Source organism: Curtobacterium flaccumfaciens pv. betae (assembly GCF_026241855.1).
GTDB classification, from domain to species: Bacteria; Actinomycetota; Actinomycetes; order Actinomycetales; family Microbacteriaceae; genus Curtobacterium; species Curtobacterium flaccumfaciens.
This window is the reverse complement of the sequence record NZ_JAPJDC010000001.1, coordinates 556,927-582,625: the sequence shown is the minus strand read 5'-3', so window position 1 is coordinate 582,625 and position 25,699 is coordinate 556,927. Positions and strand designations below refer to the sequence as shown.

At 69.2% G+C, this 25,699-nt stretch carries 22 protein-coding genes; 3 read left to right on the top strand and 19 right to left on the bottom strand.

Going from position 1 to position 25,699, the window contains the following annotated elements; all coding sequences use genetic code 11:
- Positions 1-9: 9 nt before the first annotated feature.
- Entirely contained in the window at positions 10-435 is a 426-nt protein-coding gene (locus tag ORG17_RS02825) for an organic hydroperoxide resistance protein (protein ID WP_027465016.1), read from the bottom strand.
- Positions 436-678: 243 nt separating this feature from the next.
- Between ORG17_RS02825 and ORG17_RS02820 the strand changes: the two genes are divergently transcribed.
- Positions 679-1,323, top strand: coding sequence for a hypothetical protein (locus ORG17_RS02820; RefSeq protein ID WP_214526691.1), 645 nt, complete (start codon positions 679-681; stop codon positions 1,321-1,323).
- A 107-nt stretch (positions 1,324-1,430) separates the two neighbouring features.
- Complete coding sequence (locus ORG17_RS02815; protein ID WP_214526690.1) at positions 1,431-2,162, top strand: SOS response-associated peptidase; 732 nt, start codon at positions 1,431-1,433, stop codon at positions 2,160-2,162.
- Positions 2,163-2,248: 86 nt separating this feature from the next.
- Here ORG17_RS02815 and ORG17_RS02810 read toward each other — a convergent pair whose 3' ends face one another.
- The 3 genes from ORG17_RS02810 to ORG17_RS02800 all read right to left on the bottom strand — a co-directional run bounded on the left by ORG17_RS02810 (position 2,249) and on the right by ORG17_RS02800 (position 8,876).
- Complete coding sequence (locus tag ORG17_RS02810; RefSeq protein ID WP_214526689.1) at positions 2,249-7,843, bottom strand: Ig-like domain-containing protein; 5,595 nt, start codon at positions 7,841-7,843, stop codon at positions 2,249-2,251.
- A 272-nt stretch (positions 7,844-8,115) separates the two neighbouring features.
- Entirely contained in the window at positions 8,116-8,445 is a 330-nt protein-coding gene (locus ORG17_RS02805) for a hypothetical protein (protein WP_027465012.1), read from the bottom strand.
- Positions 8,446-8,546: 101 nt separating this feature from the next.
- A complete protein-coding gene (locus ORG17_RS02800; RefSeq protein WP_027465011.1) occupies positions 8,547-8,876 on the bottom strand; it encodes a hypothetical protein in 330 nt (109 codons plus the stop codon).
- A gap of 259 nt (positions 8,877-9,135) precedes the next feature.
- Here ORG17_RS02800 and ORG17_RS18225 point away from each other — a divergent pair, with 259 nt between their 5' ends.
- Complete coding sequence (locus ORG17_RS18225) at positions 9,136-9,600, top strand: VanZ family protein (protein ID WP_214526688.1); 465 nt, start codon at positions 9,136-9,138, stop codon at positions 9,598-9,600.
- A gap of 69 nt (positions 9,601-9,669) precedes the next feature.
- On the opposite strand, the gene ORG17_RS02790 is transcribed toward ORG17_RS18225, so the two are convergent.
- The 15 genes from ORG17_RS02790 to ORG17_RS02720 all read right to left on the bottom strand — a co-directional run bounded on the left by ORG17_RS02790 (position 9,670) and on the right by ORG17_RS02720 (position 25,576).
- A complete protein-coding gene (locus ORG17_RS02790) occupies positions 9,670-10,227 on the bottom strand; it encodes a hypothetical protein (RefSeq protein WP_111056811.1) in 558 nt (185 codons plus the stop codon).
- A gap of 378 nt (positions 10,228-10,605) precedes the next feature.
- Positions 10,606-12,426, bottom strand: coding sequence for a DUF4012 domain-containing protein (locus ORG17_RS02785; protein ID WP_214526687.1), 1,821 nt, complete (start codon positions 12,424-12,426; stop codon positions 10,606-10,608).
- A gap of 35 nt (positions 12,427-12,461) precedes the next feature.
- Positions 12,462-13,433 carry a GDP-L-fucose synthase family protein gene (locus ORG17_RS02780; protein WP_214526686.1) on the bottom strand — a complete coding sequence of 324 codons (972 nt, stop codon included), beginning with the start codon at positions 13,431-13,433 and terminating at the stop codon, positions 12,462-12,464.
- Complete coding sequence (gene gmd, locus ORG17_RS02775) at positions 13,433-14,461, bottom strand: GDP-mannose 4,6-dehydratase (protein WP_111053820.1); 1,029 nt, start codon at positions 14,459-14,461, stop codon at positions 13,433-13,435. Before gmd ends, ORG17_RS02780 begins: the two co-directional genes overlap by 1 nt.
- Before the next feature lie 13 nt (positions 14,462-14,474).
- Positions 14,475-15,407, bottom strand: a complete 933-nt coding sequence (locus ORG17_RS02770; RefSeq protein WP_185974104.1) for a beta-1,6-N-acetylglucosaminyltransferase — start codon at positions 15,405-15,407, stop codon at positions 14,475-14,477.
- Positions 15,408-15,542: 135 nt separating this feature from the next.
- Complete coding sequence (locus tag ORG17_RS02765) at positions 15,543-16,997, bottom strand: oligosaccharide flippase family protein (protein ID WP_214526685.1); 1,455 nt, start codon at positions 16,995-16,997, stop codon at positions 15,543-15,545.
- Positions 16,994-17,719, bottom strand: coding sequence for a hypothetical protein (locus ORG17_RS02760; protein WP_214526684.1), 726 nt, complete (start codon positions 17,717-17,719; stop codon positions 16,994-16,996). Before ORG17_RS02760 ends, ORG17_RS02765 begins: the two co-directional genes overlap by 4 nt.
- 245 nt (positions 17,720-17,964) lie before the next feature.
- Entirely contained in the window at positions 17,965-19,053 is a 1,089-nt protein-coding gene (locus tag ORG17_RS02755; RefSeq protein WP_214526683.1) for a CgeB family protein, read from the bottom strand.
- Positions 19,046-19,456 (bottom strand): DapH/DapD/GlmU-related protein, encoded by a 411-nt coding sequence (locus ORG17_RS02750; RefSeq protein ID WP_302473317.1) that lies wholly within the window; start codon positions 19,454-19,456, stop codon positions 19,046-19,048. Before ORG17_RS02750 ends, ORG17_RS02755 begins: the two co-directional genes overlap by 8 nt.
- A 155-nt stretch (positions 19,457-19,611) precedes the next feature.
- A complete protein-coding gene (locus ORG17_RS02745) occupies positions 19,612-20,676 on the bottom strand; it encodes a glycosyltransferase (protein ID WP_214526682.1) in 1,065 nt (354 codons plus the stop codon).
- Positions 20,673-21,974, bottom strand: a complete 1,302-nt coding sequence (locus ORG17_RS02740) for a hypothetical protein (RefSeq protein WP_214526681.1) — start codon at positions 21,972-21,974, stop codon at positions 20,673-20,675. Before ORG17_RS02740 ends, ORG17_RS02745 begins: the two co-directional genes overlap by 4 nt.
- Positions 21,971-22,837: a glycosyltransferase family 2 protein gene (locus tag ORG17_RS02735; protein WP_214526680.1), complete on the bottom strand. Its 867-nt coding sequence runs from the start codon at positions 22,835-22,837 to the stop codon at positions 21,971-21,973. Before ORG17_RS02735 ends, ORG17_RS02740 begins: the two co-directional genes overlap by 4 nt.
- Entirely contained in the window at positions 22,830-23,909 is a 1,080-nt protein-coding gene (locus ORG17_RS02730) for a glycosyltransferase (protein ID WP_214526679.1), read from the bottom strand. Before ORG17_RS02730 ends, ORG17_RS02735 begins: the two co-directional genes overlap by 8 nt.
- Positions 23,910-23,934: 25 nt before the next feature.
- Positions 23,935-25,029: a glycosyltransferase family 4 protein gene (locus ORG17_RS18220; protein WP_214526678.1), complete on the bottom strand. Its 1,095-nt coding sequence runs from the start codon at positions 25,027-25,029 to the stop codon at positions 23,935-23,937.
- Complete coding sequence (locus ORG17_RS02720) at positions 25,022-25,576, bottom strand: WecB/TagA/CpsF family glycosyltransferase (protein ID WP_214526677.1); 555 nt, start codon at positions 25,574-25,576, stop codon at positions 25,022-25,024. The genes ORG17_RS18220 and ORG17_RS02720 overlap by 8 nt, the downstream gene beginning before the upstream one ends.
- Positions 25,577-25,699 lie beyond the last annotated feature (123 nt).

The following is a 25,699-nucleotide window of genomic DNA, read 5'->3' as shown; positions in this document are numbered from 1 at the left end:
CGGCGAACGCTAGTCGACGATGGACAGCGTGACGGTGATGTTGCCGCGGGTGGCGTTCGAGTACGGGCAGATCTCGTGTGCACGCTCGGCCAGGCGCTGGCGCTGCTCCTGCGGGGCGTTCGGGGCGTAGACGTCGAGCTCGACCGCGAGACCGAAGGCGCCGTTGCCGGTGCCGCCGATGCCGACCTCGGCGGAGACCTCGGCGCCGGTGGTGTCGACCTCGAGCTCCTTGCCGGCGGCGTGCAGGGCACCGAGGAAGCACGCGGCGTACCCGGCGGCGAAGAGCTGCTCGGGGTTCGTGCCCTCGCCGCTGCCGCCCATCTCCTTGGGCGGACGGGTGTCGAGGTCGAGCCGGTCGTCCTCGCTGCGGACGTGTCCGTCGCGGCCGCCTCCGGTGGCGTGGGCAGCGGCGGTGTAGACGATGTCGAGACTCATGGTCCGAGGTCACCGTGCTCGCCTGGACGAATCCTGAGCGGCAGCACCACGTCGCGGGTGCGACGGCTCGGGGCGGGGAGCGCTCGGGCGTGTCCGGGTGGGGGGGGGGCTGCGGGTGCGAGCGCGTCGCTTGGTGAGCAGAAGATGTCGAGTCCCTCGCCCGCACCCGACATCTTCTGCTCACGAACGAGAGGACGATCGACCGTCCGGGCGCCAAGCACCCTCAGCGGGTAGACATGATGGATGTTCACGCTCGGCTGGCAGGTCTTCTGCCGGCACGTCACGGACGTGCTGGATCCGGCACGCGTCCGTCGCGCTGCCCGGTGGTCCGGTTTCGCAGCGGTCGTCGCGCTCGTCGGCATGGCCGTCCTGGAGGCCCGGGTCGGCTGGACGGGGGCCACTCCGGTCCGCAGCGTGGTCGCGATGGTGCTGCTGGCGCTCGGCGTCGGACTGCTCACCTTCGCGTGCATCCCGACGTGGCAGCCGCCGGACCTCTCGACCACGATCAACGGTCGGCAGGTGCGGCCCTCGTGGCAGCTCGCCGCGCGGGGCGCCACGCAGCTCTACGTGCAGCGTCGTCCGGTGCCGGTCCTGCCGGAGCACCGCGACATCGTCCGCACCGACACGGTCCTGCTGCGGCGGGGGCTGATCGGCACGCTCGCCCGGACGGCACCGTTGCTCGGTTCGGCTCTCGTCGCCGTCCTCGGGGCGTTCGTCCTCGGGCTCGCCAGCTGGTTCCACGTGCTCTGGATCGCGGTCCACGCAATCGGGCTGTCGGAGTACGTCGTCCGCCTCGGCCGCTCCGAACGCGCCCGCCTGGCCGCCGAGTCCCTCGACCCGGTCCCGGAGACGCCCGCACCCGAGACCCCCGCCCGCCCCACTTCGTGAGCAGCAGCGGTCGAGTCACTCTGGGGCACTCGACCATTCCTGCTCACGAAGCGGAACAGGACACCCCGACGCGCACCACTGTCGGCGGTGGCGGGCACACTGGGCGCATGTGTGGAAGGTTCGTCGTCTCCGACACCACGGCCGATCTGTTGCCCGAGCTCATGGGCGAGCTCGCCGCCCGGACCGAGCACGTCGACGAGGACACCGGCGAGGTGCACCCCGGCCTCGCCCCGAGCTGGAACGTCGCCCCGACCGACCCCGTGTACGCCGTCCGCCAGCGGCACGGCGAACGGGAGCTGCCCCAGATCAGCTGGGGCTTCGTGCCGAGCTGGGCGAAGGACTTCCAGAAGCAGCGCCCGAAGCCGATCAACGCCCGCATCGAGACGGTCGCGACGAGCGGCATGTTCAAGCGGGCCTTCGCCACGAACCGCTGCATCGTCCCGGCGCAGGGGTACTACGAGTGGGTGGTGCGTGATGACGGCAAGGAACCCCACTTCGTGCACGAACCCGGCGGTGCCCTGGCGATGGCCGGCGTCGTGAGCGCCTGGCCCGACCCCACGAAGCCCGAGGGCGACCCGGACAAGTGGCGGCTGTCGCTCGCGATCATCACCCGTGACGCCCACGTCGCCCCGGGCGAGGTCCACGACCGCATGCCGGCGTTCCTGACGCCCGACGGCTACGACGACTGGCTCGGCGGCGACCTGCACGCCGACGACCTGCTGGCCCTGCTCGACCACGAGTCGCTGACGGTGGCCGCGGGCCTTGCGCAGTACGAGGTCTCCCGCACGGTGAACAGCGTGCGGAACGACGGACCGCAGCTCATCGCGCCCGTCGCGTAGGCGGTCGCGCCCCGCGCGCGGACAGGAGGCCCGGATCACCGCAGCGGGTCTGCTGCGGTGATCCGGGCCTCCAGTCCGGTGCCCTGTTACGGACGTGCGCTGCGGCGGATGCCCGGCACGACGCGGACCGCGATCCGTCGTCGGCTCACCAGGAGCACGCCCGCCAGCATGAGCGCGAGTGCCGCGAGCCCGAGACCGACCAGTCCGGTCACGCCCGTGAAGGCGAGCTCGGTGCCGTGGACGAACGCGGCGAGCCCGGTCGGGAACGTGACCGTGACGGTCGCGGTGACCGTCTGACCCGCACTGTCGGCGATCGTGTAACCGACGAAGGTGGTTCCAGTGAAGCCTCCCTGCGGGGTGAAGACGACCCGACCGTCGCGGATGGTCCACGTGCCCTGGTCGGCGACGACCACACGGTCGGTCGGTGTGCCGGACTCCGGGTGGAGCAGGTGCAGCGTGCCCGACTCGAACGTGGCGCCGCCGGTGGCGGAGTCGTTGTCGAGCGGATCCACGACGACCCGGTGTCCGACGATCCCGGTGGCGGAGTCGTCGGTGGCGACCGCCGCGGCGACCACGGTCATGGTCGCGGTGGCGGTGGCGGTCTGCCCCGAGGCGTCCGTCACCGTGTAGGTGAAGGTGTCCGTGCCGGTGAAGCCGGCGGCCGGGGTGTAGACGTACGCACCGTTCCGCTGGATCGTCACGGTGCCGTGGGCGGGCTTCCGGGCCGGGGCCGCGGTGAGGCCGGTGCCCTGGTCGTCGGCGAGCAGGCCGTGGCGGGCGTCACGGGTGACGGGCGTGCCGGACACGGTGTGCCCGGTGTCGTCCGCTGCGGCGATGCCGACCGTGATCGTGACGGTGGCGTCGACCTGCTGCTCCATCGAGTCCTGCGCACGGTACGTGACGGTGTCGGTGCCCGAGAAGCCCTTCGCCGGGGTGTAGACGAACGTGCCGTCGGCGGCGATGGTGGCCGTGCCGTGACGGGCCTGACCCACCGCGACGACCGTCAGGGCGTCACCGTGGTCGTTGCCGAGCACGCCGTGGCCGGCGACCCGGACCGTCTTGCCGGCCGTGGTCGTCGCCTTGTCGTCCGTTGCGGCGGGGGCGACGTCGATGATGACGCGCGCGAACGCCGCGGTGCCGTCGGAGTCGTTGGCCGAGTAGGTGAACCAGTCACGGCCGGACCAGTTCGACGTGGGCGTGTAGACGTACGAGCCGTCCTTCTCGAGCGAGAGCTCCCCGTTGAACGGCTTCGTCTCCATGGCGGCCCAGAGCCCACGACCGGAGTCACCGACCAGCACACCCCTGTCGGCGGACATGCGCATGATGCGGTTCGTCGACATGGTGTGCCAGTGGTCGACCGCGGCGACGCCGACGAGGACCGTGACCGTCGCGGTCGAGGTCCGTCCGGCGCCGTCCGTCACCGTGTACTCGAACGTGTCCGCGCCGGAGAAGCCCTTCCCCGGGGTGTAGACGAGCGAGCCGGGCTCGGTGCCCTCGGTCACGGTGCCGTGCTCGGCGCGGCCGTGCGCGGTGACGGCGAGGCCGGTGCCGCGGTCGTTGCCGGTCAGGGTCGCGCCGCTGATCGGCAGCGCGGTGTTCGCCGCGGTGCGCAGAGCGTCGGCGACCGCGGTCGGCGTGACGGTCACGGTGACGGTCGCCGTCGCGGTGCCGCCGGTCGGGTCGGTCACCGTGTAGGTGAACGTGTCCGTGCCGGAGAACCCGTCGGCGGGCGTGTACGTGACCGAGCTGGCGCCGGTCGCGCCGGTTGCGCTGCCGCCGGTGCCGCCGGCCGTCGTGCTGCCGGTGATCGTGGCGGTGCCGTGGCCGGGCTTCGACACCGCGGTGACGGCCAGCTTCGTGCCCGAGTCGTTGCCGGTGACGGCGACGTCGACCGGGGTCGCGGCGCTCGTCGTCGCGGTGTCCGCGGCGGCCTTGGGGGCGACGACGATCGTCACGGTGCCCGTGGTGGTCCCGCCTGAGCCGTCGGTGACCGTGTAGTCGAACCCGTCCGGGCCGGAGTAGCCCGGCTCGGGCTTGTACGTGTACGAGCCGTCCTCGTCGACCGTGACCTCGCCGTGCTCGGGCTCCGTGTGGTCAGTGACCGCCAGGTCAGTGCCCTTCGCGCCGTCGAGCAGGCCGGTGCCGGCCGGCACGGTGGTGGTGGCGTCGGCCTCGGCCGAGGTCGACCCGCCGCCGGCGACCGGGGTGACGGTGACCGTCACGGTGCCGGTGTTCGTGGCGCCCGACGGGTCCGTCACCGTGTAGGTGAGGGTGTCCGTGCCGGAGAAGCCGTCCTTCGGCGTGTACGTGATCGTGCCGTCGTCGTTGCGGGTCGCGGTGCCGTGGTCGCCGTCAGTGACGGACACGACGGTCAGGCCGGTGCCGTGGTCGTTGCCCGTCAGGGCGCCGGAGGTGACCGTGGTGCTGCCGCCCGCCGCGACGGTGACGGTGTCGGGCTCCGTGCCGGGGCGGACCGTGACCGTGACGGTGCCGGTGGTGGTGCGGCCGGCGGGGTCCGTCGCCGTGTAGGTGAAGGTGTCCGTGCCCGAGAAGCCGTCCTTCGGCGTGTAGGTGTACGAGCCGTTCGCCGCGAGCGCGACCGTGCCGTGTGCGGGCTGCTGGTCGACGGTCGCGGTCAGGCCGGTGCCCCGGTCGTTCGCGAGCACGCCGTCGCCCTTCGCGACGGTCAGCGTCGAGCCGGCGTTGGCGGTGGCGGTGTCGGCCGTGGCCCGGGGGCCGACGACGACCGTGACCGTGCCGGTGGTGGAGCGGCTGGCGGCGTCGGTCACCGTGTAGGTGAAGGTGTCCGTGCCCGAGAAGCCGTCGGCCGGGGTGTAGACGACGCGGCCGGTGGCACGGTCGAGCGAGACGGTGCCGCGGGCGGCGCCGGTCTCGCCGGTGCCGGCGCCGTTGCCGTTGCCGTTGCCAGCGGCCCCGCCTGCGGTCACGTCGGTCACGGTCAGCCCCGTGCCCCGGTCGTTGCCGGTCAGGGTGGCGGCTTCGATCGTCAGCGCCTCGTCGGCCCGGGTCGACACCGTGTCGGCGGTCGCGACGGGTCGCACGGTGATCGTGACGGTCGCCGCACCGGTGGTGACCCCGCTGCCGTCGGTCACCGTGTAGGTGAACGAGTCGGGGCCGGACGCGCCGGCGGTGGGCGTGTACTCGACCGAGCCGTCCGCTGCGACGACGGCCGTGCCGTGGGACGGACCGGTGACGATCGTGGTCTCGAGGTCCGAGCCACGGTCGTTGCCCTGCACGTCGATCGTCACCGGCGTGCCGGAGTCCGTCGATGCGGTGTCGGCGCCGATGGTCGGGTTGACCGTGATGGTGACGGTCGCGGTGCTCGGCGAGCCGGAGCCGTCGACGGCCGTGTACGTGAACGCGTCGGGGCCGGAGTACCCGTCGGCCGGCGTGTACCTGAACGTGCCGGTTGCCTTGTCGAGCGTCAGCGCACCGTGCGAGGGGGACGTGTTCGACGCCACGGTGAGCCCGGTGCCGGAGTCGTTGCCGAGCACACCGGTCGCGCGGGTGCCAGCGGTGGCCGTGCCGCCCGCGGCGACCTCGACGGTGTCGTCCTGTGCGGCCGGGGCGACCTGCACGGTGACCGTGACCGTGTCGGTCCCGCCGCTGCCGTCGGTCACGGTGTAGGTGAAGGAGTCGGTGCCGGAGAACCCGGCTGCCGGGGTGTACGAGTACGAGCCGTCGGGACGCACCGTCGCCGAGCCGTGGGCGGGGGCGCTGCTGCCGGTGACCGTCAGGCCGGTGCCCAGGTCGTTGTCGAGCACGTTGCCGGTCGTCGTCGACCCGGCCGTCGCGGCGACGGCGTCGGCCGTCGCGGTGGGCAGCACGGTGAGCCGCACGGTCGCGGTGACGGTCGCGCCGGAGCCGTCCTTCGCGGTGTACGTGAACGAGTCCGGGCCGGAGTACCCCTTCTCGGCACCGTACGAGAACGATCCGTCGGCGGCGATCTTCACCAGGCCGTGCGACGGCTGGCCGTGGCCGGTGAGGGTCAGGTCCGACCCGCGGTCGTTCGTCAGGACGCCGTCCGCGGCGTTCACCTTGAGCACGGTGCCCGCGTGCACGCTGTACGCGTCGTCGGAGCCCTTCGGTGCGACGGTGACGGTCACGGTGCTGGTCGAGGTCTGCCCGGACGAGTCCTTCGCCGTGTACTGGAACGTGTCCGCGCCCGAGAACCCACTGGCCGGGGTGTACGTGTAGGAGCCGTCGGCGGCGACCGTGGCGGTGCCGTGCGCCGGCGTGGTGTTCGAGACGACGGACAGGCCGGTGCCGCGGTCGTTCGCGAGCACGCCCGAGGCGGCCTGCACCGAGAGCGCCGTGCCGGTGGGGGTCGTGGCGGTGTCGCTGCTGGTGGAGACGTGCGTGGCCTTCAGCGTGTTCGTGAAGGTGACCAGGACGTCCGTGCCGTCCGCGGTGGTGGCCGCCGGGAACGTGAAGGTCCCCGTGGTGCCGGTGCCGCTGGCGACGGTCGTGCCGGTCGTCTGGTCCACCGCCTTCCACGTGGTGTCGTAGTTCGCCGGGTCGGTGGTGCCCGCGGCGGTCTGCTTGACCGTGTACTCCTTGTTCGGCGTCGTCAGGACGGCGCCGGCCTTCTGCGCCTGCACACCGGTGGCGGAACCGCTGGTCGTACCGGCGCTCCCCGGCTTGGTGGTGTCGATGCCGCCGCCGCTGATGGCCAGGGCGAACTGGTCGCCGCTGCTCCAGCGCTGGTCGACGCTCGCCGCACCCGTGACGGTGTCGGCGTAGTTGCAGCTCGCCAGGTCACTCGCGGCGTAGTTGCCGACGATGGGGAAGCTGCGGACCTCCTTGCCCGAGGTCGGATCGAGCTGGTAGATCGTGGTCGTCGCGACGCTGTTGGTCGTCACGGTGTTCGAGACGTAGAGGTAGCCGTCCGACGAGAACGCGATGCCGGGGCTGTTCGTGCCGGCGGGCAGGGTGGCGATCGCGCTGGTGGTCATCGCGGTCGTCCCCGAGGCCGTGGGGACGGCTTCCGTGTTCACCCGGTACACGGTGTCCGACGCGACGACGAAGAACAGCCCGCGCGAACTGAACGCGAAGTCGCCGTTGCCGTCCTTCAGGCCGTCGATCTGGCCGACCTGCCCGAGGTACTTGCCGCTCTTCGGGTCGTACGCTCCGAGCCAGCCCTTGTTGGAGCCGTAGTAGTAGATGCCCGTCACCGGGTTCACCGCACCACGGATCACCGAGCGGACGGACTCCGTCGCGATCGGGTCGGAGGCGACCCCGGTCTTCGGGTCGAACTGCCGCAGGGTCGCGGTCTGGTTGTTCGACGCCGCGAACATCGAGACGCCCTCGCGCGAGATGCCGAGACCGTTGTTCGCGCCGGTGCCGAGGTTCGTGACGTCGGCGGTGGTGCCCCGCGAGGCCCCGGTGCTGATGTCGACCGCGACGACCTTGCCGGTGCCGTCGACCGCGTACAGCGTCTCCTGCGGAGTGCAGACCATGGCGCCGTCCTTCGTGGCGCTGACGGCCGAGGCCGGCGCAGCCGCGACGACCGCCGAGGTGGCGGTCAGCCCGGTGCCCACCAGGAGTGCGGCTCCGAGCACGGCGACCGCGCGCAGGCCGGGTCGGCGGGTGGCACGGGTGCCGACAGGACGGTCGGGACCGTCGGTGGGCACAGCGGTGCCCGGGTTCGTACGCTGCATGATCACTTTCGGGTCGAGACGATGCGGGCACCGAAACCGACCGGAGGATCAGGGAGAACGGTCGTTGGCGCCAGGTTGATCCTGGCAGTTCCTCGGGTTCTGATGGGGACAACCGGGGTCCCCAATAGGGGGGACCACTCGTTCAGGGGCCACGCCGCAGTTCAGCTCGCCACGGCACCCCGGCGCGGTCCGATCACGTCCCGGGCGCACGGAAGAACCCCCGCCGGCAGGGCCGGCGGGGGTTCGAGGATCAGCGAGCGATCAGCAGCGGATCAAGCGGTCGGACGGATGACGTCCGGCAGCAGCACGTGCAGGCGCTCGGCCAGGCGTGCCTTCGCCTCGTCGAGGGAACGGAAGTCCCCGACGTACTCACCGAAGGTGTCGGCGACGAAGAAGTGGCTACCCTGTCGGTCGACGGTGCCGCCGTAGTAGCCGCCGTAGTTCGCGACCCACAGGCCCGTGTCGGCCTGGGCCCACGAGATGCGGACGGGGGCTGCCTGCACGGGAGCCACGACCTGGGCCTCGATCTCGGCGATGACCTCGATCGTCTGGGTGTCCAGGGTCACCTCGGCCTGCTGGCGGTGGGCGACGGTCGTGCTCATGGTCCTGCTCCTTCGTGCTGTGCTGCGTGCTGGGTGGTGCCGGTGGTTCCGGGTGGTGCGGGCGTCGCGGCCGACGCCTGTGGAGCTGGTGTCCGCTGTCGTCACTCGACCGGCCGGATCACCGGCGGGAGCATGACGTGGAGCTGGTCCTCGAGCTTGGTCTGCGCCTCTTCGAGAGAGGAGAACTCGCCCACGACGAGCCCGAAGGTGTCGGAGGCCACGTAGCGGTCGTCGCGCTTGTCGACGCTGCCGCCGAAGTACCCGCCGTAGCCGGCGATCCACTCGCCCTGGTCTTCCTGCACCCAGGTGACCTTTGCGCGCTTGGGACGCGTCGAGAGCGCTGCATCGGCTTCGAGGATCGCGATGGTGTCCACGGTGTCGGTGTCGAGGGTGACCTCGGCCTGCGTCGCGTTGTTCACGGTGATGCTCATGTCGCTCTCCTTCACGATCCGGGGTACATCTGCTGACACCAGAACGCTACGAGAAGTGCCGAGGGGATCGCCAGCCAGGCCCGTCGATTCACGGGTTTCGTCAATGCCATCCATCGGGCAGCCCCGGATTTCCGGGCAGGTGCGTCGCACTTCCGGGGTACAGCGCCAGGATCGGGGTACTCGTTTTCCGGATCGCCGCGATCGGGGGACGAAATGGCGCGGACACCTGCCTGGAGGCGCGACTCGCTAGCGTCGGCACGTGACCTCCGACAAGCCCCGCGTCGACGACCGCGCCCCGGCCACCTGGCGCAGCCGTCGGTTCGCGACGGGGCTGGCGATCGCCTACGGCGTCGCCCTGACGCTCGTCGGGTTCTGGGGCTCCCCCGTCGACGCCGCAGGAGGTCCGTGGCTCACCCGCGTCCTCGCAGCCGCGCACCGTCACGGCCTGCCGGAGCGCATCGACTACGCCGCCGTCGAGTCCCTTGCGAACGTGGTGTACTTCGTGCCGCTCGGACTGCTCGTGGTGCTGCTCGCGGGTGCGCGGTGGTGGTGGGCCGCCATCGCCGCGGGGCTCGTCGTCAGCACGTGCATCGAGACCGGCCAGGCGCTGTTCCTGCCCGCCCGCACCGCGACCATCGACGACGTCGTCGCCAACGGCGTGGGGGCGGTCCTGGGGGCCGTGGCGGGCGTACTGCTGCTCAGCCGGGCGGCACGGCGGCGCTGACGACCATCCCCGCGCACGACGAAGCCCCCGGAGCAGATGCTCCGGGGGCTTCGTTCAGTGCGTTGAGACTCAGACGGACTCGCGCTGGCGGCGGACCGAGCCGCGGACCAGCAGGAGGCCACCACCGAGGACGACTGCGCCGCCGGCGACCCAGAGGGCCAGGGCGGAGACGGTCGAACCCGTGAAGGCCAGCGTGCCGTCGGTGCCGTTGCCAGCACCAGCGGCGGGAACCGCAGCAGCGTCAGCCGGGGCGACGGTGAAGGCCGCGAAGCCGACGACGCCCGAGGTGGCGCCGGTGGCCGTCAGGTTGTAGGTGCCCGAGGCGCCCTGGGGGAACGTGACCTTGACGACGAGCGAGCCGTCCGAAGCGGCCGTGTAGGTCTTCGAGACAGTCGTGGTCGGCAGCGCGCCGAGCGTGACCGCACCGGCACCGGTGACCTGGACGTTGACGGTCTCGTTGTCCTGGAAGGCACCCGGCGTGAAGCTCACGGCCGCGGTGCCACCGGCGACGGCGGTGCCGGAGACGGAGACGTCGGAGTCAGGCGTGTAGCCGGCGGCGTTGGCGACGGCCGGAGTGGCGAGCAGTGCGGCGCCAGCCAGCACCACCGCTGCGATGAGCTTCTTCATGAATGGTTCCCCTAAAGATCTGAAAGTCCAGACCCTGACACCCAGAGCCCGCTGTTCGCCGGTGGTTGACCCCAGCCACAGAAATGGCGGTTGTTATGGCGAAGTTGTCTCAATCTAGCGGACTTTCCCAGCTTGGTACCAGATCACGTGGATTTTGGTCATTGGTCGACGTGTGTTCATCCGCGTTCACTGCCCACCGCACGGCCCAAGCGTCGGTCGATCGAGGCCTCAGACGCCAGAAACCCCAGTTGAGAGCCCCTCACGGTGCGCACTAGAACACGCTGTGCGTCAGATCAAGGGCCTTTGGACCCGGACAGGTTGGTCTTCTGCCCCTCGGAGTGGGGGCACTCCGCGGTTCGCTTTCCGGAGCTTCCGATGTCAGCCAGCGGCGAGCGGCTGCTCGCAGTCGAACGTGAGGGGCTTCGTCTCGGTCTGCCGGACACCGGGAGTCGAGTTCGCCTGCACCGCTGCCTTCGCGTACTTGGCCTCGCCGAGGAACGCGACGCGGTAGGTCAGGCTCTCGCCGGGGGCGAGCATGGTCTGCAGCTGGGCCACGGGGCGCCCGCCGTCGGTCGCCGTCTGCACAGCGGTCGTCTTGCCGTCCTTCGTGGCACCGAGGAAGATCGCGTCCTCGGGTGCGTACGCGGCGAGCAGGGTCTTGATCTTGCCGGGCTCGACGCCGAAGTCGCCGCCACCCGTCACGTACCGCGGCAGGCTCGTCGCGGCATCGGCCGGTGCCGTGTTCTTGATGGTGATCTGGACGACGGACGTCGGTCGCCCGTCCTTCCGGCACACCGAGCTGCCGACGGAGACGCTCTTCTCGAGGTAGTAGTCCATCTTCGCGCCGGTGCCGTCGTTCAGGTAGACGGCGAACTGGCTCGAGTCGGGGGTCGCCGTCGGCAGTTCACCTGCGATCGGTGTCCCGCTGATGCGGCGCTGCTCGGCCTTGTCCGCGCTCCAGAGTCGCAGGCGGCCCTCACCAGCGCTCTGGGTCAGCGCAGACACGAAGGCCTTCGTGTCGAACCCGCCCGAAGAAACCTTAGCGAACACCGCGCTGGCGGCGGACGCGAAGAAGGCGTCCTGCACCGCCGGATCGGGGTATTTGGCGTAAACGTCGCTGAGCAGCAGCTGCACCGCGTTGTCGGAGGTCAGAGTGTCTCCGGTCGGCAGCTGCACGGGGCCGGTCGCCTTGAGGATGAAGCTGAGCGTCACCGGATCCATGGCGAGCACGCCGTCCACCTGCTGGCCGAACTTCTGCTTCCACATCTCCCGCGCGAGCTTCGCCGACACATCGAAGCGTGGCGTGAGCGTGACGTCCTGCATGTACTCCCCGGTGATCTCCCCGTAGAGCCCACGCGTGTCAGCCGTCAGTGGCAGGACCGGTTCGTCGTACGGCCCGAAGTCCCCACTCGAGGCCTGGGCTGACAGACGGAGCGAACCGTCCTTCGCGTCGAGCGCCGCCACCGCACCGGGGATACCTCCCCCAGCTCGCAGTTCGGCGTTGTTCTGGAAGAGCAGCAGGTACCGCCGCTGCCCGTCGTGGCCGAGCATGGCCGGCGCGAGCTGCACGATGCGGTTCGCCGCAACCGCCTGCTCGGACGCTGACGACAGCGCGTTCCGCAGCTGTCCCACGGCGGTGGTGACCGGCGACAGCGTTCCGCTGGTGTCGATCCGCTCCGCGTCGGTGCGTGCCTGCTGGAGTGTCTTCGTGGCCTGGGCGACCGCCGGCTGCGCGTCCTCGATCGGCTGGAGGTTGATCTTGCCGTCCTTCGGAGCGAACGAATCCGACCCGAGCCCTCCTATGACGCCAGCGACCGGACTGACGGCGTCGCTGGCGACGTCGTCGACGATCACCGAGACGTCCCGCACGGCCCGCAGGTTGGTCCCGAAGAACGGTACGGACTGTGCCGCGCCCCAGACGGGGTCACCGGTCAGCGATCGCGCCGACGCTGCTTCGTCCTCGAGGTGGCGCGCCGTCTTCTGGGCGGCGGCGGTGTCACCGCCGGTCAGCTGGGACCGGAGCGTGTCGACGTCCCCGACCGCGCGCTCCAGGTGCCCCCTGGCGAGCATGCCGCGGACACCAACCCAGGCAACGGCGAGGATCAGCAGCAGGACAAGGGCGAGGACGACCCACAGGACGATCCGGGCCCTGGACCCCCGGCGTACTGCAGTGCGTCGCGACTCGGGCGCGTCGGACATGTGGCGATCCTACGGTTCCGCGCGTCCGACAACCATCACTGACGGACGGAGTCCGCGTGTTCGCGGTACCAGTCGATGGTGCTGCGGAGCCCGTCCTCCAGGCCGATCTGCGCCCTCCATCCGGCGTCCGCCAGCTTCGACACGTCGAGCAGCTTCTGCGGAGTACCGTCCGGCTTGGTGGTGTCCCAGACCGTCTCGCCCTCGAACCCGACGATCTTGCCGATCGTCTCCGCGATCTCCTTGATCGTGACGTCCGATCCGGTACCGACGTTGACCTGGTCAGGACCGTCGTAGTGCTCCATGAGGTGGAACACCGCTGCCGCCATGTCGTCGACGTGCAGGAACTCACGACGGGGAGACCCGGTCCCCCAGTTCTCGACGGTCGACGCACCGCTGCGAGCGGCTTCGTCGTACCGGCGGATGAGTGCCGGCAGGACGTGGGAGCCGGTCGGCGAGAAATTGTCGCCCGGGCCGTAGAGGTTGGTCGGCATGGCCGAGATCCACGGACGGCCGAACTGCCGACGGACAGCCTGCACCTGCAGGATGCCGGCGATCTTCGCGATGGCGTAGGCGTCGTTCGTCGGTTCGAGATGCCCCGTGAGCAGCGCGTCCTCATGGATCGGCTGCTCGGCCATCTTCGGGTAGATGCAGGACGAGCCGAGGAACACGAGGCGTTCGACGCCGTGCTCCACCGCGGCATCCATCACGTTGACCTGGATCTGCAGGTTCTCGCTCAGGAAGTCGTGCGGATAGGTGTTGTTCGCCATGATGCCGCCGACCTTGGCAGCGGCGAGCACGACGTGCTTCGGCTGCTGGTCCGCGAAGAAGGCGAAGACTGCGCCGCGGTCCTTCAGGTCGAGCTCGGACGAGGTGCGCCCGACCACGTCCGTGAAACCCTCCGACTCGAGCTTGCGCCAGACCGCCGAGCCCACCAGACCACGGTGTCCCGCGACGTAGACGCGATCAGCCCGGTCGATCGGACCGGCGGTGAAGTCGGTCGTGGCCATCAGGAACCCCAGCTCTCGAGTCGGACGGTGTCGATCCACGGACGGCCCTCGTGCTCGAGCGCCGAGATGTCGGCGTCGACCATGATCCTCGCCAGCTCGGCGGTGTCGACGGTCGCCTCCCAGCCGAGCTTCTCCTTCGCCTTCGAGGCGTCGCCGACGAGGGCGTCCACCTCGCTCGGTCGCAGGTACCGCTCGTCGAACCGAACGTGGTCCTCCCAGTTCAGCCCGGCGTGCGAGAACGCGGTGGTGAGGAAGTCCTTGACCGTGAAGTCGCCACCGGTCGCCAGGACGAAGTCGTCCGGCTCGTCGACCTGCAGCATCCGCCACATGCCCTCGACGTACTCGGCGGCGTACCCCCAGTCGCGGACGGAGTCGAGGTTGCCGAGGTACACGTGGTCCTCGAGGCCAGCCTTGATCCGAGCAACCGCACGGGTGATCTTCCGGGTGACGAACGTCTCACCGCGACGCGGAGACTCGTGGTTGAACAGGATGCCGTTCACCGCGAACATGCCGTAGGCCTCGCGGTAGTTCCGGGTCACCCAGTAGCTGTAGACCTTCGCGGCACCGTACGGGGAACGCGGCCAGAACGGCGTCTCTTCGTTCTGCGGCGGCGGGGTAGCGCCGAACATCTCGGAGGAGGACGCCTGGTAGAAGCGCGTGTGGATGCCGGACACCCGGACCGCCTCGAGCATGCGCATGGTACCCACGCCTGTCACGTCGCCGGTGTGCTCCGGCTCGTCGAACGACACCCGCACGTGTGACTGCGCCGCGAGGTTGTAGACCTCGTCGGGCTTCAGCTCGCTGAGCAGGCTGACGAGCCGCGCACCGTCTCCCAGGTCTCCGTAGTGCAGGAACAGCTTCGCGTCGGGATTGTGCGGGTCCACGTACAGGTGATCAATACGCGAGGTGTTGAACGTCGAGGCACGACGGATGAGTCCGTGCACCTCGTATCCCTTCCGGAGCAGCAGCTCGGCCAGGTACGAGCCGTCCTGTCCGGTGATCCCGGTGATCAAGGCCTTCTTGGGCAACTGGTTCCCGTCCTCACGTCGTGTTAGTTCGACCGGGCGCCGTCAGCCGCTCGGTCTTGATCTTGCTGCGAAGACCGGTGCTCGGTCCGGTCACGATCTTGCGGATGAAAAACTTGTCCGAGGACGCTACTTGCCGCCAATCCTCCTCGGTGAACACCCGGATGAGAGTCGGATCGATTAGGTGGAGGTTGGCGTAGCGCCAGTTCCCCGGGCCCACGTAGTCCTCGAAGCCACTCGCCGGTGTCGCCGAAGCGAAGCGGGTGCGCATGATCAGGGACTGGTAGAACTTCTCCTCCGGGCAGAAGATCGCCGCGAAGTACCACTCGACCTCCGGCGTCACGAGCGCTTCCATCTCGCGGAGACACGCCGCTGTCACCGCGAAGTGCGTCCCGCCGTGACCGATACGAAGCCCGTCAGGGGGAACCGGGGAGCGCTTCGTGCTCAGGGGGCCGTCGATGAGTCGGATGATGCCGTTGCGGGCCTTGCGGAGGACTCGGTTGCCGGTCCGGGTCGACAGGAAACGCATGTCGCGGTGATGCCGTCGGTCGACCTGTCTGCGGTACTTCTCTTCGCTCGTGGAGATCTCGAACGCGCGAATGAACTGCCGCCCCCCGTGCTCCACGAGGTGGGCGACCAATTCGTCGACTGCTCGGAGCGGGTAGTCCGAGCCGGAGAGCAGGACGAGGTAGTCGTCGTCGTTCGCGAACTCGAGTCCCTTCCGCACGAGGGCTCGGATCGCACGGACCTGCGAGTACCCGCCCCAGTTGACCTGCACTCGGTCCTGCAGCATCCGGACGTTCGTGCAGTGCTCGACCGCGGCTGCGAACGGGGACAGATCGACCTTCGCGTCGACGTGGACGATCACTTCGTACGGTGAAAGCGCTTCGACGAGTTCCCGGAGGTGTTCCGCGTCCTGGAAGGTGTAGACGAGGAAGATCGGTTGCACGGCCGCCCCTTCGTTGTCCAGGGGTTCAGACCGGAACATCTGCCCTCCCGGCCCCTGATCGGCTGAATCTACCGTACGAGCGGCAGCGCGGTGGCCCGAACCGAGCTCGCTTGCGTCCTGCGGAGGTTCCGAGCCTCACGACAGGCTCTCGCCGCCACGCCCGAGGATCCCCCGGCGACGGAAGATCTCCAGTGGCGGGAAGAACCGACGCGTCGCGCCCACCCACACGACGAGGACGGCAAGGCCGACGAGGCCTGCGGCCACCCGGACCGGCCCGAAGCCGAAGTCGTGGACGAGCACCACGAGTGAGCCGTAGAGCACCAGGGCGAACACCGCTGGCTGCGCGTACCCGAGGGCGAGTTGCCGGAGGCCGAGCGCACGGACGCGGTGTGCCTGGACGATGTGCACCACGTGCCGACCGATCATCGCCGCGATGAGCGCGAGGAGGGCGAAGACGTACTGCTGATGGACCACGACCATCGCGACACCGACGGCGCTGAGGACAAACGCGACGGCTTCGGACAGCCAGATCGCCTTGAAGAGCTCGGCGGCCTCGAGGGCGCCGGCGAGGAGGATCATCAGCGGCTGCACGGCGCCCAGCACTGCGAGCAGCGGCAGGATCTGGCCGGCGAGTTCCCAACCCGGCCCGAGCGCGAGGCGGACGACTTCCGGCCCCACGCCGGCGATCACAGCACCGACCGGCAGGGTGAGCCATGCGACGAGGGTCAGCATGTCCAGCCACGCGGCTCTCGCGGCGGACGTGCCAACCTCGTAGCGACGGAACTCCGGGTAGATTACCTGCATCAGCGCGTTCTGCAGCTGCGAGAACGGGATCGTCGACAGGACGTCAGCCCGGTTCCATGCGCCGAGCACGCCGGCTCCGACGAACTGGCTGACGCTCCATCGTGGGGCGTTGCCGGAGATGTACTGGAACACGGACACCGCGACGAGCTTCGTGCTGAACTGGACGTTGTCCGATCGGAGGGCGAGTCGGCCGGGGAGCAGACCGCCGCGGAGTCGGGTGACTGCCCAGAGCAACGTGCCCCATTGCCCGACGATCGCCGAGACGGCCAGGGACTCGGGGCTCCGAAAAACGAGTACTGCAGCCGCACCGACGATCATCCCGACGACGTTGGCGGCGAAGGTGGCGATCGCCATTTGGCGGAAGACCCCTTGGCGGCGTAGCAAGCCAGTACTCAGGCTGAGGAACGGCATCACGAGCGCACTCGCCGCGAGGAGTCGCACAGCGCCGGAGGCCTGCGGTGCGCCCCAGAATGCACTCCAAAGATCTGCCGTGGCGAGGGTGAAGAGCGCCGCGGCCACTCCCAGGAGCAACGCGTAGGTGGCGAGGGGTCGTGTCGACGACCGCTCCGCGTCCGGCGCTCGAGCAGCTGTCTGCGACAGCCCACCGGACCCCAGCAGGTTGACGAGCGCCGCGATCGACAGCGCGACGCTGTACGCGCCGAAGACCCCGGGTTCGGCGAGCCGCGACGTCAGCGCTGCGTACGCGAGTTGCACAACGACCGTCAGGAGTTGCAGCCCGTACACCCACGAGGCCCCGGCCATGAGGCGCCGTCCGTTCGATGTCACGAAGCGGCACCGGAGATCAGGTCGTCGAGTCGAGCGGCGTCGAGGTCTTGGCCCGCCTGGTACGCCAGCCAACGACCGGTGTCCGGGATGTGGTGCCACCAGGGGACGCGGGCGATCACGGGGGCTCTCGACACGAGCGCGGCGAGGAACCCGAAGGAACTCGGAGCCGCCACGACGACCCGTGCGGCCGCGATCTCGATGAAGTCTTGGTCGCGCTCGCCGCCGTTGGAGATCGTGACCCCGATAGCGTTGAGGTCACGCAGGTCTGCTGCATCGCCCGAGGTGAAGAGCCTGACCGGCATGTGCGCGAGCGCGGGAACGGTCCTGATCTCGGCGATCAGCCTTTGGTAGTAAGCGAGACCGATCCAGCGATCAGGATGTGATTCCGGCCCGATGTCTCCACGTCGTGCGTGGACCGCGATGTAGTCCGCGTTCGCCTCGATCTGTCTGAACTGTTCACCGAGGTACCCACCGAGGAGGGCTCGACGCAGCGGCTCGGCCGCCGGCGTCTGGTCCCAGCGACGCTGGTCCACCGCCAGCCGTCCGACCCACGGTCGGCTGGAGCGGGAGGCGACCCGACTCGTCGCCCGCTGGAGCGCAGGAAGCGCCCAGTCCTCGTACTCGAACCCAGTCGCTGCGATGCGACGCTCGACCACAGTTCCAGAGGGTGCACCGGCCGTCGACCGTGCCAGGTCGAAGAGCCCCTTCGTGTCCTTCGTCACGTCCCCGCCGAGGTAGGGCACTCCGAGGTCCGCGGACCACAGGTAGCCGGCGATCCACGTTGACAGCTGATGTCCGAGATCCGGGTATGGGTCCACACGGACGCGGAGCCCGAGCAGGTTCCGCGGCGGCACCCATCCGTCCGGTGGCGTCGCATCACCACTACCACGCTGCAGGTCTCGCGCGTTCATGCCCCGTTCGATCCGGAGGGATGCGCGCAGCGGAAGCGTCCTGATCGGCCCGATCCTCATGCTCGACCTCCCCGCTCAGCTGCCCACACGGACCGAGCATCAGCCGGATCGATCCACTGCGTGCGCCAGTTCATCATCTGGACCATTAGGTCGTCCTGTCGGAAGTGCTCCGCTGCGAACTCACGCCCAGCTGCGATGGCCCCGAGCCGGTCTTCCGTCGTGGTGTCGGCCAACACACGCTCGACGGAACCGATGAGCGCCTCGGGAGTCCGACCGCGCACCAGGAACCGGCGGGTCTGCGCCGGGAAGAGCTGGTCGTAGCCGGGGTGGTCGGTCGTCGCGTGGATGGATCCGGCGGCGAGCGAGATCGGCAACCGGTTGGAGAAGTATGACGCTTCGGATGCGAAGTGGTCCCAGTTCGCGCTGACCCAGCCCGAGGTGATCGCTTCGTCCTGCGCTTCGAAGGGCACGCGCCCCTTCGCTGTCGGGCCGTCCCAGCCTCTTCCGTACACAGCCAGTCGTTCTCCGAAGTGCTGCTGCATCAGTTCGACGAACCGGATCCGCTCGCGCCAGTCCGGCAGGCCCCTGAACCGAGGTCGGTTCCGGTTGGCGACGATGACGACGTCGTAGGGACGGTCCTGGCGAACCGGACGGTCGAAGTTCGAGGTCCTGGTCGGTTCGTAGGCCGACGGGATCCAGCGGACGTTCGCGCTCCCCGCTCGCCGGAAGTTGTCGCTGAACACGCCGCTGCCGACCGTGAAGACGACGTCCGCAACCCGTGCTGCTGCCCGTGCCTCGGGAGGGATGGGATGGAGGTGCCTCGAGTAGGGGTCCGCCTCGTGGTATATGAAGTCCCGCGGGCAGGCCTGACGCAGCGATGCGAAGTGCTGTCGCCGCAGGCCGGTGTGGCCGAGGTGCTGCATGAGCAGGATGTCCGGCTGGAAGTCCGTCACCCGTCGGACGAGCTCCTTCCGATGAGCTTCGGCGTCGCCGCCGTTCCGGATCGCGTCGAGAACGCTGAAGGTCGCGAGCTCGGCGACCTGGCCCGCTCGTACCAACGATTCCAACGGGTCACGGAAGCCAAGTTGGCGGAAGCCCCCGAACTCGTTCGGCACGTAGAAGATCCGTGGGGAGGGGTCAGCCATCGGCCCTACCCATCGCCGGATCCTCGGCGAGCCGGACACCCCGGCGGCGCAGCGCGTGCCAGTGGACGGTCAGTTCTCCTTCACCGAACCGCGGTCCGAGCGCTCGCGCCGGGTTCCCCGCGACGACGGTGTTCGGCGGCACGTCCCGAGTCACGACCGAACCAGCCGCGATGACGGAGCTGTCGCCAACGGACACGCCGGACAGCACGATCGCGCCGAATCCGATCCAGACGTCACTGCCGATCGTGGTGGCGGTGCTCAGGGCGGGGGTGTCTCCGACCCAGGGCGTCGCAGTGATCGGCACACCCACGACTGACATGTCGTGATCGCGTCGGCCGACGATCGCCGCTCGGTTCGCGATCAGCACACCGTCCCCGATGCTGCCGTCGACCTCGATGCGCACGTCTGAGCCGAGGTGGACGTCCGAGCCGATCGTCAGGGACCTCGGAGCCCAGAGTCGGACCCGTGCGCCGAAGCGCAGATCCTCTCCACAGGACACGGTGGTCGGGAGGGAACTGAACCAACGTCGCCGTCTGATCGATGCAAGTGCCCGTCGGATCACTGCGCAGCCCTTCTTCGTCGAGTGGTGACGGCTCGGTAGACCTCGGCGTACTCGGATGTTCCCCTGGCCGCGCGGAAGTCGATCGTCGGAGCGCTTCCCGCTCCGGCTGACTCGCGGAGCCGTTCGGTCCACTCTGCCGGTTCCCGGCTACCGAGCGCCACGACGCTTCCCTGCCCGGCAGCCCACCGGAGTCCTGGGACGTCGGACACGACGGCGGGGAGGCCGACGACCAACGCTTCGGCGAGCGCGACCGGCATGCCCTCGTGACGGCTCGGCATCGCGAACACACGTCCGGCGAGGAGTGCCGCTGCCGGATCGCCGACCCCGCGACCGGCCAGGAGGCCCACCTGGTCGAGTCGCTCGAGGAGTTCCCGTTCCGCCGGTGCCACGTCGTCCTCGGAACCCACGTGCACGACGCTGAGGTTGCCGAGGAGCGCGGCCTCGAGGACGACTTCGTGGCTTTTGATCTTCGAGCAGTTCCCGACGATCACGATCGGAGCCGTGGACGGCACCGTCGCCTGCGCACGCTGTGCGGCGATCTCGAAGAAGCGGTCTTCCACCCAGTTGTAGATCACTCGGACTCGTCGCCCGAAACGCGCTTCGTTCGCCGCCACGTCCGGGCTCGGCGCGATCAGCGCATCGACCAGGCGATCGGCGATGAGCGCTTGCGCGGCACGCCGGAGGAACCATCGGCCGCGCGCGTCGAACACGTTGTGGATGGTCCGCACGACGGGCAGGCGCCTGTTCGACCTGCGGACCGCGAGCACGGTCTGCAGGTAGCGGCCTTCGGTGTGGATGTGCACGACGTGGGGGTCGACCTCGGCGAGGAGACGGTGCAAGACCTGTCGCCCTGCCGGGGTGTGCAACGCGCTGTCGGTGGTGTGCACGGAGTAGCCGGCATCTCTGATCGCACGCTCGAAGGGATGGTTGCGGCCAACGCCGAAGACATGGCCCTCGACGCCTGCCGAGTCGAAGCCGCTGGCCCCGGAGACGAGCATCCGTTCCATGCCGCTCGGCCGGAGTTCTCCGAGGACGTGCAGGACTCGCGTCCCGGGCGTCATCCGTGCACCGGGAGGCGACGGGAGCGGCCGACCACGGGTGTCTCCATCGAGATCGCCTCTGGGAAGTCGCGGTCCAAGAACGCCAGTGCGAGCGGCAGACACGTCCACCACTGCCACGAGTAGGTCCATCCGTAGACCAGGAAGCACACGAGCAGGGCGGTCACGAAGACGTCTCGGTTGGCCCGCAACCCGGCGAAGAAGCGTGGCAGGAAGATGACCAGCATCGCGCCGAGACCGACGAGTCCTTCTCGCAGGTACACCGTGACGTACCAGTTGTGCGGAGCGAAGACTACCCAGCGGCCGACGCCCTCGAACCTGCCGTAACCGTGTCCGAAGGGTGCTCCGAAGAGGACGGTCATCACGCCTTCACCCACCGATTGCACGATGAGGCCGATCCAGCTCGTGAGACGGGCCGAGTACGTCCCCGTGTTCGATGCCGATCCGGCGAACTCGGCGACAATGCCGCTCGACGACGACTGCGCTGCCGACACCAGGATCCCCCCGATCAGCAGCGTTCCGAAGAGCAGCACGAGCGTGTGGCGAAGTGCACGCGGTCCACGCACGAGCAGCACGAGGGCGACCGCGAGGGCGGTGAGCCAGACCGTTCGTTGCTGGCTGACGATCACAAACACCATGAAGAGCCCGAACAGCCAGACCCAACGCGCGCGGGCGTCGCGCTGCCAGAGCCGGAGAGCAAGGACCGCACAGATCGTGAGGAGCAGCGCCTGCCCCGACACCAACGGGCGCCCGGTCTGGCTGAGCTCTCCGCTGACGAGCACGAAGTCCGCGGTCCCACCCAGCCCGTACCGCGCGACGTGGTAGACGCCGACGACGCACAAGCCGATGCCCTGCACGATGACGAAGAACTTCTCCGCGTAGACGATCTCGGCTTCTGGCCATGGCCGGGTCACCGCCCAGAACAGGATACCGAGCACGTACAGGAACCCACGGGCTTCATTGACGGCCACGCCGAGTCCGAAGGTCGCGATGCCCTGCACGAGCGAGAGCGCAAGCACCGCGACGAGCGCTGCGCCCGCGATGACCCCGACCGGCTGGAAGCGCCGGACCACAGCTCGAGCGTCGAGCAGTGCTGCGGTGATCAAGCTCACCGCGAGCCCGTCACCGAGCGTGATGGTCGTGCCGCCGAAGGTGCCGATCGTCCCGAAGTTCGGGTACTCCCACGCCGTCACGGCGTACAGGGACACGATCCAGTACACGACGCGCGGCTGCATCCGTACGAGCCCGACGGCCAAGACCAGGAAGATGGCCGCGACGACGAGGAACAGCAGGGTGGTCATCGGCGTCTCCCTCTGCTCATCGCGGCGCGACGAAGGGTACGAACCCACCAGAGCGCGTAGGACGCGGCGTAGAAGAACCACCAGGACCGCGGGTTGTGCCGACGAAGGTACCGACGAAGCGAACGAGGATTACCCGCCCCCTTCTGCCCGGTGCACGAACGCCAGGCGGCGACGACGGACGGGTGGGACACGGCAGGGTTCCGGCTGCAGTACCCCGCCGTCCCCCCGATCACCCAGATGGGAATGCTCTTCGCGGTCGCGCGCATCCCGTAGTCAACATCCGCGTACGCGTGGCTGAAGCCTCCGTCGATTGGACCGACCGTGCGGGCGACGTGGATGGGCATGAGCACGATGTTGCCGTTGAAGGCATCGACCCGCTCGGCTGCGCTGGCAGCATCCGGCGGCTGGACCAGCGCGAACGCCAATGGGTGGGGTCCCTCTCGTCGGAGTCCGCCGTAGGTCAGTGCGCCCGAGACGGGGTCCACCGTGCTTCCGACGAGGATCCCCGCCTGCGGCTGCGGTGCCGCTTCGAACAGGGAGCGGAGACCAGAGCGCTCGAGCAGGACGTCGTCGTTGAACCAGAGCAACCAGTCGTCGTCCCGGACATCATCACGGGCCAGCACTGCCGCCTCTGCCGTAGCCATCGACCGGGCCCAGAACGCCGAACCGTCGCCCCGCAGGACCGTCAACCGATCCACGACCGCGGTCACCCGCTCGATCGTGTCATCCGACGAGCCGTCGTCGAACAGCGTCACGTCGTACTCGACGCCCACCTCGGAGATCGCCTCGTGGAGCGACCGCAACGCGGCCGCAGTGGTGTCGGCCCGGTTGTGGCTCGCCACGATCACGTGCAACTCACTCATCGTCGTCCTTGATCGCTGCGTTCAGACCGTCCTGGAAATGATGCGCCATCTTCTCGACGGAGTACTCCTCGGACACTCGGTGGCAACGCTCTTGCATGGTCACGAGCTCCTGCCGGTCGCGCAGGAGCCGCACGATCGACCGCGCAGCGTCCTCGACGCCATCGGCCACGACGCAGGTCCGGCCCGGCTCGAGGTACCCGAACTCTGGTCCGTGGAGCGAGGACGCGAGTGTGACGATGGGTCGACCTGCGACGAGGCTGTCGAGCGCGACCAGTCCGACGCGTCCGGGCAGCAGAAGCAGGTCGCTCTCGCGCAGCAGCACCGCCTTCGCGGCTCCGGACACCGCACCGCGGTAGTCGAGCCACGCGAAGCGGGCCGCCGCGGACTCGACCGCGGGGCGAAGCTGTCCGTCGCCGCCGACCACCAGGCGGAAATCCGGATCCGCGCGGTGCGCAGCCTCTGCGATCGCGATCAGCTCGACGATCTTCTTGCTGTCGTCGAGGCCGCCGATGAAGGCCACCTGACCCTCCGCGTTCGTCGCATCGACGGCCGCGAGCTCCTCGCGAAGCTGCCGGACGTCGGTGCTGTTGTGCAGGACGGTGGTTCGCTGTGGGTCCCGGCCGATCGCGGCAGCCCACTCGGCACCTGCCGGCGTGTAGGCGAAGAACCACGTGGCCTTCCGCGTGATCAGGCGGCTGTACAACCGCTCGAAGCGGGACGGCACCTTGACGACATCGGCACCGTGGCCCCACAACGCCGTCTTCCGCGCTGTCCGGTTCCAGAGCAACAGCAGCGGCAGATCGAGGTTCCGTCGAGCTTGCTCCACGACGATCAGGTCCGCTCGCCACACGTCGCGCGGCAGCACGCGGAGGGTCAGCCGTTTCCCGAACAGCCGGAGCTCCCGCTGGCGGATCCTCCGCAGCCACGGCCGCTCCTGCACGCCGTCCCGGCGCTGAGCGAGCGCGCCGGCCGGGTTCCCGGCGAAGACGGTGAGCTCGTCGCCCCTTTCCGACAGCGCCTCGGCCAACCGGTCGAACAACGGCGCGCGGTACTCGGGGACGTACTCCTGCACGATCGCAAACGTTCGTCCTGCCACGTCACGCACCCCGCTCGAGGAGTTCGGTCCACGCCGCGCTGTACCGGGCGAGTCCGAAACGTTCGCGGTATGTCGTGAGGGCTCCTGCGGCGAGCCGGTCGCGGTCGTCTTGTGACGACAGGATTGTCCGGCATCGCTCAGATGCCGCCTCCCAGTCACCGCTCCTGACGAGGAACCCGTTCACATCGTCGTCGATCACGTCGCGGAGGCCCCCGACGTCGTAGGCGACGACCGGAACTCCCACCCGCATCGATTCCAGGACTGTCAGCGGCTGTGCCTCGTAGCGGTAGGTGCTCGGGAACACGAGGACACTCGCGGTCGCGAGCAGGCCATCACGAGCCTCGTCGAACATCGCGCCGATGAAGTCCACCCGGTCTCGCACCTCCGGGTCGAGGATCGCCCGCAGCCCCTCCCCGTACTCGTCGGACGACGCTCGACCGATCACGATCGCTCGAGCGTCCGGTGCGTCGACGAGGCACCGGTTCGCGATGCGCATGAAGTCCTCGGCACCCTTGCCCGGGATCAGGTTCGACAGGAAGGCGATCGTCGACGATCCGCCGACGGCTGTCGTTCGCCGCTCCGGACCGCCGACCGCGTTCGGGATGACACTGCGGGCGTCGTTGAACTGTTGCACGTCGGGGAGCATCGACTCCCCGAGGACCACCACCGAAGAAGCGCCGCCGAGCAGGAGGGCCACCCCACCGCGATGGAGGGCCCCTCGTTCGGCCAACGCTCGGTAGCCCGACGTGTGGACGTACGCAATGTACGGACGGCGCAGCATCCGCAGTTCCACGCTCATCACGACGTCAACCCAGAACGACGGTGGCCGGTTCGTGGTGAAGAACACCACTGCCGCGTCACGGTGGTGCCGGAGCGTCGTTCCGAGCCGGAAGAGGAGCGAGATGCCGCTGAGTACTTTCTTGATGCTCGTCGAGCCGATCTCGTCGACTGATTTGCTGAAGCGCCGGTCCACTAGGACCGGGCGCCGGCCAGAACCGGCGAGGACGTCCATGAGGGTCCTCGTCATGACCGTCGACCCGTGCACGGGTGGGGGCAGCTGACTGATCACGATGACGTCACCGTGCGCCTCAGCCACGTCGTCTCCTGACAGCGAGCACGAGGAACGTCAGGTTACCGAGCAGGTAGCGGCGCCAGAGGCGCCGTGGCTCGCGGACGAGTCGGTACACCCACTCGAGGCCCGTTCGGCGCCACAGCCTCGGTGCCTCGACGACGTCTTCGGACACGAAGTTGAAGGCTGCCCCGACAGCCAGGACGACTGCGGAGTGCAGCGCGGCGAGTCTGACGACTTCGTAGTCCTGCTTCGGTGTGCCGATGCCGACCCAGACGACGTTTGCCGCCGATTCCCGGATCAGCGAATCGATGTGGTCTCGATCGCTGTCGCCGAACTCGGTGAAGGGGGGACTGAAAGCACCCACCACGAGCGCATCGGGGTAGTCCCGAGCGATGGCCATCTCGAGACGGGCGAGTGACCCCTCGCTCCCACCGAGCAGGAAGTGTCGAAGACCGTACGTCGGCTTCGACGAGAGGATCTCGCGGAATGCGTCCGGACCGCGCAGATGTGCGACCTCGCCACCGATCGAGCGTGCGATCCACGCCAGGGGCGTCCCGTCCGCGATGTTCACCCCGTCCGATTGGAACAGGCGCAGGTAGCGGGGGTCGGACGTCAACGACACGGTGTACGCGTTGACGAAGTGGACGGGGATCCCCGGTCCGTCGAGGCGATCAGCGACGGACCGCAGCTGCTC